Annotated in this window: 6 protein-coding genes; 2 read left to right on the top strand and 4 right to left on the bottom strand. The window is 69.0% G+C overall.

Annotation, left to right across the window (positions count from 1 at the left end; all coding sequences use genetic code 11):
• Window positions 1–855: 855 nt before the first annotated feature.
• Together AC07D6_RS30590 and AC07D6_RS30585 are read left to right on the top strand one after the other, a co-directional pair.
• Window positions 856–1776, top strand: coding sequence for a serine hydrolase (locus AC07D6_RS30590; RefSeq protein ID WP_479049770.1), 921 nt, complete (start codon window positions 856–858; stop codon window positions 1774–1776).
• A gap of 685 nt (window positions 1777–2461) precedes the next feature.
• Window positions 2462–2773: a VOC family protein gene (locus AC07D6_RS30585; RefSeq protein ID WP_479049768.1), complete on the top strand. Its 312-nt coding sequence runs from the start codon at window positions 2462–2464 to the stop codon at window positions 2771–2773.
• Window positions 2774–3198: 425 nt separating this feature from the next.
• On the opposite strand, the gene AC07D6_RS30580 is transcribed toward AC07D6_RS30585, so the two are convergent.
• The 4 genes from AC07D6_RS30580 to AC07D6_RS30565 all read right to left on the bottom strand — a co-directional run bounded on the left by AC07D6_RS30580 (window position 3199) and on the right by AC07D6_RS30565 (window position 6853).
• Window positions 3199–4053 carry an SDR family oxidoreductase gene (locus tag AC07D6_RS30580; protein ID WP_479049778.1) on the bottom strand — a complete coding sequence of 285 codons (855 nt, stop codon included), beginning with the start codon at window positions 4051–4053 and terminating at the stop codon, window positions 3199–3201.
• 58 nt (window positions 4054–4111) lie between these two features.
• Entirely contained in the window at window positions 4112–4780 is a 669-nt protein-coding gene (locus AC07D6_RS30575; RefSeq protein WP_315876058.1) for a 2OG-Fe(II) oxygenase, read from the bottom strand.
• A gap of 408 nt (window positions 4781–5188) precedes the next feature.
• Window positions 5189–5338 carry a hypothetical protein gene (locus AC07D6_RS30570; protein ID WP_479049766.1) on the bottom strand — a complete coding sequence of 50 codons (150 nt, stop codon included), beginning with the start codon at window positions 5336–5338 and terminating at the stop codon, window positions 5189–5191.
• Between the two features lie 147 nt (window positions 5339–5485).
• A complete protein-coding gene (locus AC07D6_RS30565) occupies window positions 5486–6853 on the bottom strand; it encodes an MFS transporter (RefSeq protein WP_479049764.1) in 1368 nt (455 codons plus the stop codon).
• Window positions 6854–7144 lie beyond the last annotated feature (291 nt).

Raw genomic sequence — 7144 nt, 5'->3', positions numbered from 1 at the left:
ATCCGGTCCGACAACCGGCCACCCGACGACTTCACCTGCCCAGGCCTTGGCACACCACAACCAACGACCCACACCACTCAAAGTCACCGGTATTGGGCTTAGGGGGCATCTGTTCCTGGTGGTTGGTGTTCTGGAGTGGTTTTGTGACGGGTGGCGCCGGCGGTCGTCGCACGGTGTGTGAGTGCTCGTCGTCCGTACCGCAGTGACGTGCCCGATGCCCGCCGGGCTCTGGTCGAGCCGGTCTTGACCGCCTGGAAGGTGGTGTCCTTTCGGCCCTTGGCTTCGGGGTGTACGTCCGGCCTGCGGCCGGTAGGACGCGATGCGCGAGTCGGCATTCGGGACGATCAGAGCCCGGGTGCCGGATGCCGGTCGCCGTGCCCGCGCCGCCGCCCCTCGCGGCGCGGGCACGGCGTCTGCTCCGGGTTCCGAGGCTCCCCCTGGGGGCCCGGCTCGCTCGGCGCGGGCACGGCGCAGGGTGGCCGCCTCGGCCGCCGCAGCCTGACGGCGGCGCTGGACGTCGGCCTGCTCGGTGGCGCAGCGAGGTACTGGCCGACCCACACCGTTACGACTGGGCGTGCCGATCGTGGCCGGAGCGGGCGCCGCCGGGGCACGGCCTGACACGCCCAGGGGCGCCTCCCCTTGCCGGTGCGAGGGGAGAAGGGGGACCAGCAGGACCGCGCGTGCGCGTTCTGTGATCCGCCCCGGCCCCGAGGCCCGGCGAGAACCCGGTGAGGAACTCCACTTTTCCGAACCTACGTACAACTGTCGACCGTCCTGGCGAGTCCACTGAGGCAGCGCACGGGTGCGCTCAACGGCGTTCAGAAAACGCCCGTACGACCTCCAAGGGGACTTCTCATGACTCACCGGGCCACCGGCCGGGCCGGCGTGCTCGCGGCCGCCGTCAGTGCCGCGCTGCTCATACCCGCCGTCACCGCCGCGCCGGCCACCGCCGCCACCCCGGCCGTGACCTGCACGTCGGCCAAGGCGGGCCTCGCCGCCAAGCTGAAGAAGGACATCACGGCCGCCGTCGCGGGCCGCAAGGGAACCATCGCCGTCGGCCTCTACGACCGCAGCACCGGGACCACCTGCACCCTGCGGGCCACCAGCGCCTACGACTCGGCCAGCACCGTCAAGGTCACCGTGCTCGCCGCGCTGCTGTGGGACGCCAAGAAGCACAACCGGTACCTGACGAGCACCGAGCAGTCGCTCGCCAAGGCCATGATCACCAAGTCCGACAACAACGCGACCAGCAAGCTCTGGAAGCAGCTGGGCATGACGAAGATCAAGGGGTTCCTCACGGCCGCCGGCATGACCAGGACCGTGCCGGGCACGGGCGGTTACTGGGGCCTGACCCAGGTGAACGTCAACGACGAGCAGAAGCTGCTGAAGCTCATCACCGCCAAGAACAGCGTGCTGAGCGACAACTCCCGCGAGTACATCCTGAAGCTGATGGGCCAGGTCGTCTCCTCGCAGCGCTGGGGCACTCCGGCCGGCGCGCCCTCCTCCGTCTCCGTGCACGTCAAGAACGGCTGGCTGCAGCGCTCCACGCACGGCTGGCGGGTGCACAGCCTGGGTACCTTCAAGGGCGCCGGGCACGACTACACGATCACCGTGCTGACGCAGGGCAACAGCACGATGACCTACGGCGTGACCACCATCCAGAACGTCGCCAGAGCCATCCACAAGGACCTGGTGCCGGTCAAGGCCGGTGTCACCCGCTTCATCCCGACCAGCGAGCCGCGTGAGGCGTTCGTCGCCGTGCCGCCGCAGGGCTGACGCTTCGCGGGGCGGCTTCCCGTACGTCACCGGCCGGTTCTACGGCGACGGCCATGCGCCTGAGAACCGTACTCACCGGCCTCACCGCCGGCCCGGTGGCGATCACCTCACCGACCGCCACCGGGCCCGCCGCCGCCCGCTCGCTTCCGGGCCGCGCCTGTTCGCCGTACGCCACCTTCGACCGCTTCTCCGACGCGCTCGACAAGACGACGTGCGAGTCCACCGGGTTCCCGAGGCGCCGTCTTCCCGTCTCGCGCCCGCATCGCCGCCCCGCCGCCGTACCCGCCGATCCCCATCGGGCGTCGAACCGGTGCGCTCCCGCTGCCGTGCCGTTGTTGCTCGTCCACCACCCAGCCGCCCGTTGTCACGGGTGTGGGCGCTATGCCGGTTTCGGGGCAGGCGATGAGAGGCAGGGGCATCGGCCCATGGGCTCGCAGGTCAGGAAGTGCGCTCCCCGTCCGCGCGGGGATGGTCCCGCCTCGGCGGCCGTCTGGACGTACTGGATGTGGTACTCCCCGCCCGCGCGGGGATGGTCCGGACTCGCGGTCAGCAGAACTCGAAGAGGCCGCGTGCCCCTGCCCGAGTGGGGGTGAGCCGGCGCCGCATGGACCAACCGCTCGCCCCGGAGCCATCGGGGTGGGCCGACCCGTCACACAGTCCCCAGCAACCCCACAGGAGCGATCCCGTGGTCATCGACCTCGTCGTCCTCTACACCACCCGGCTCGACGACTGCCGGGAGTTCTACCGCAGCATCGGCCTCGACCTCGTACGCGAACAGCACGGGAACGGACCGGTGCACTACGCCGCCACCCTCGCGGACGGAACCGTCCTGGAGCTCTACCCCGCCACCCGGCAGCCGCCGACCGGCCCCCTACGCCTCGGCCTCACCGCACCGGCGACCGACCGGCCCGCGGGCCGACACGCCCTGACCGACCCCGACGGACGCACCGTCATCCTGACCGTCCCCGAGAAGAGCCCGACCACGACCACCACCTAGACCACCCACCGCATCTTCGAGACGCCGTCCGCACCCGTGGTGTCCCCGACTTCCCCGCCGACCGGTTCTCCCCGTCGGCTCAGTGCCTCGGTGCGGTTCTCGGCCCGGTTGGCCCGGGTCAGCCGGACGCCGCCGGGCCGGCCCCACCGACCCGGCTCGTGCCCTGGCCGCCCGATCTGCTCGATTCCCTTCTCCCGGGCCACCTCGGCCGGGCCGTGTGCCTCCGGCCGGCACCTCGACGCACGGGGCGTCTCGCGAGCTCGTTGCTCCCGCATCAACGCCCTCTACGCCCTCATGCCGGCCACCTCGGTGATCAGGTCTTCGGCGCGGAGTTGTCGGCTGCCCCGGCGCCGGCCAAGACCCCAGGGCGGCGCTTCCCCCTGACAACCCGGTGCCGGCCCGTCCCCTCCTTGACCGGCAGGGGTTCAGCTGCCGGTGTGAGGTTCCTGTCCGAAGGGAACGAGGTTGATGGTCAGTACGTGCGCCGCCGAGTTCAGCGCGTAGGCGATGGCCCGACCCACTTCTCGAGGCGGCATCTGTGGGATTCTGTCCCCTTCGAAGGTGTACCCGAAGGCCTTGCTGGCGGCGGCCGAAGCCTGGGCCACCGCGGGATTGTCGTAGAGTCCCGTGTCGACGACACCGGGATTCACCTCGGTGACGTGGATTCCGCGCTGGTTCAACTCCAGGGCCAGCGTGCGTACGGCGTGGTGCAGACCGGCTTTGGCGCTGGCGTGCGAATACCCGAAAGGGTAGGCGCGAATACCACTCATGGAGCCTACGACAATCAGCCGCGTGCGTTCCTGTTCTGCGACTCGCGGAATGACCTTCTGCACCAGTAGCAGGAGAGTGGTCACCACGGCGTCGAACTCCTGGGTGGGGAAACCGATGGGTGTCCGTTCGACGGGAAGGTACGGATTGTCGTCGGGAATCTTGTAGTTCGCCGCACCCAGCCCGGCGGAGTGGACGACGTCCACGTGCTTTCCCTCAGGGAGGTCGTCCACCATCCTCTGCACGGACGACGGATCGGACAGGTCGACAGGAGCAGTCGAAACCGTCGCGGTTCCGCACATGTCCAGAATGGACTGCCGCACCCGGGACAGTTTGGCCTCCGAGCTGGACGCGATGACCACGGAGCGGCCCGTCATGGCCACTTCCAGGGCAACGCACGCGCCGATGTTCGGCTTGTAGAACCGAGAAGTGTAGATGTTCTCGGTGTCGTTCGATCCTTCGGCCGACCGGAAACCGGCACCGGTCACCAGCACCACACCGTCGTTCGCCATCACGTTCACCCTCCTCGTACGCTTTCCGGACTGCTCCGCGGGGAAGTGCGACCGCCGTCTAGGGCAACAGACCCAAATGGCGATCGAGGGATTCTGGTCGGTTCTTCTCCGGATGGGAGGCCGTGTAGAAGTTCATCGCCAGCACCACGCGGACGTCCTCTTCGTTCCTGAGGGCATTGACGTAGTGGCTGTGGTACCGGCCGTCGAAGAAGAGCGCGTGCCCGGCCACCGGGTAGATGCGCGTGCAGTCGGCGTCGACCTCTTCGCAGCTGTGCACGTCCCCCCTGTTCGAGACCAGGAGTTCACCGCCCGAGCCCCGGGGGTGGTCCGTCACGTAGAGGAGCCCGCTCAACGGGTTCCAGTCGACGTGGCACTCGTACCGTTCCTGGCTGCCCCGCTGCACGTTCAGGGTGAGTCCGGTGCGGACATCCGTCGCGGTCGTCACCTCTTCTCTGGTCAGGGTCTGCGCCATGTCGCGAAGTTGCTGCCGATACAGTGAATACAGCCACGGCAGTTCTTCGGCGATAGTGACGCCGTCCACGGTGTGCACGGGAATCTGCGATTCGCTGTCCGCTTCCCTCGATGTCGCATAGGAGGGCACCAGGTATTTGTCCTCGGCGCTTACGCGTGCCACTTCGAGGATTTCCTGCTGCCACCCCTCCGGAAGGAAACGTGACCTCAGGTCGAAAGAATGCCACGGGAAGGGGAGCGCGTGAGTTTCCGCCATCGAGACCTCCTTGTGCAGTACGGGCGCGGCAGCAGAACGGAAACCAGCGGACCGAGAATGTGGCGACCCGGCGCCATTTGCCATTTCTGCTCATTTGAAGTAGAGCACAGGTCGTTCTCGCCGTCCATGGGGGTCAATGAGGATTTCCCCTCACTGTCCTGAGCTAGCCATATGCAGGGCGAGGGCCGCCTGATATAGGGAGATGATCCGAATAATCGAGCACCGGAGCTTGCGAAGGAATCGTCAAAACTTGCGAATGAGCATGACTCATTCGATGGAGGCGTGGATCTTCACGTGGGACCAGTTGACGGCTTTCTGGTCGGCGGAAAGAGACTCCCATCGGCCCCGGCGGGGGGGTGCGAACGGTGTTGACACCCAGAGGTGGGCCATCGGCACATCGGGTTCTGGTCAATCTGGCGTGTTGCGGGTTTTTTGAGAAGCCGGGCGAACGGCCGCAGCGGGCAGGCCGAGGTGCGTGATCCGTTTTTTTGCACCGAGTGAGGCCGGATGCGCTGCAGGTGCCTCCAGGGTGAAAAGGTCCGGCTCTTTGTTGGTCAAGGTGATTCTGAATATTTTATGGGTGGGACTATCGGCGTCTTTTGATGCGGGGGCGGCAGTGGATTTCGGTGATGCGGGGCCGTCGGACCCCGTCTCCGTTCCCCCGGCGCCGCGCGGCATCCTGTGCCCGCCGGGCGGACGGCGCGCTCAGGGCTCCCTGGCGCGGGCGACCCCGGCCGTGGCCACCGCGAGCATCACCGTGCCGGCGATCAGGCCGACGCGCATCCCGGAGGCGAACGAGCCGGCCACCAGCACCCCGTAGACCGCGACGGCCACGGCGCCGCCGACCTGGCGGAAGGTGCTCAGCACGCCCGAGGCCAGGCCGGCGCGCTCGGCCGGAACGGAGGCCAGCACCAGCCCGGTCATGGCCGGAACGGCCAGCGTGCCGCCGAAGGACACCGGCATCAGCAGGACCGCGACCGTCCAGACCGGGGTCGTGGACGGCAGCAGGCACAGGACCAACAGCCCCGTCCCCATGACCAGTTGCCCGGCGATCATGGTGCGTCTGGCGCCGAACCTGCGGGTCGCCGCCGCCGAGACGAGGGAGACGCCCACGCAATGCACCGTCATCGGCAGGAACAGCAGACCGGTGGCCAGGGCCGACTGGCCGCGAAAGCCCTGGAAGTACAGGCTGAACAGGAACGTCACCCCATAGAAGCCGAAGTTCAGCGCGAATCCGGCCGTCAGGCCCGCGACCACCGGCCGCGACCGGAACAGGTCCAGCGGCATCATGGGTGCCCGGCCGCGGGCCTGGCCGGCCAGGAACACCACCAGCGCGGCAGCCGCGACACCCAGCGAGGCCAGGATCACCGGGCTGCCGAAGCCGTCCTGCCCGCCCTCGATCAGGGCGTAGGTCAGGGCGCTCAGCGTCACCACCGCGCTGACCTGGCCGATGAGGTCGAAGGGGACCGCGCGGCGTGGCGAGGTGGCGACCCGGGCCAGCAGCACCAGGGCGACCGCGCCGACCGGCACGTTGATGAAGAAGATCCACTGCCAGTTCCAGGTCGCCAGCGCCCCGCCCACCAGCGGCCCGGCCGCCGAGCCCACCGAACCGCCCAAAGCCCAGATCGCCAGGGCCTGGGTGCGGGCCCGGGCGTCCGGATACGCCTCGCGGATCATGGCCAGGGTCGCCGGCATCATCACGGCGGCCCCGACGCCCTGTACGAAGCGGGCGAGCACCAGAAACGGCAGGCTCGGGGCGAAGCCACAGGCCGTCGAGGCCACCAGGAACACGACGAGCCCGAGGCCGAAGGCCCGCTTCGCGCCGATCCGGTCCGAGACCGACCCCGCGGAGAGCAGCAGCGCGGCCAGCATCAGCGTGTAGCCGTCCACCACCCACTGCAGACCGGTGATCCCGCCACCCAGGTCCGCGCCGATCGACGGCAGCGCCACCGAGACGATCAGCGCGTCCAGCGTGATGACGAAGAACCCCAGCAGCGCCGCGCCCAGGGCGTGGCGCTGCTCCGCAGTCCCGCTGGTGCGGGTCGGGACGGCTGCCTCGGCGGGGGTGGGCATCGTTTCCTCCTGCGGTGCTGAAGACGATCTGCTCTCCGGTGGAGCGGATGCGTGGTTGCCGCCTCATCGGTGATCAGGGCGGTGAGCAGGGCCATGAGGAACCGCCGGTCCCCGCGGCCCGGGAGGCGGGGGCGGGTCCCGGTGCTCCGCCACCAGGACGGGCAGGACGTCAAGGGGAATCCGACCACCGCGAGGGGGACGGCGATCGGCAGCGAGAAACGCGTGCCGTCGTCGGCGGGCAGGTGCCGGCTCCAGCGGCCTCCCCTGTGGTGAGGGGCCGACCGGTACCAC

The sequence above is a fragment of the Streptomyces sp. NPDC045287 genome, from assembly GCF_056432325.1.
Note: the sequence above shows the minus strand (reverse complement) of the source record. Positions and strands in the feature narration are given on the sequence as shown.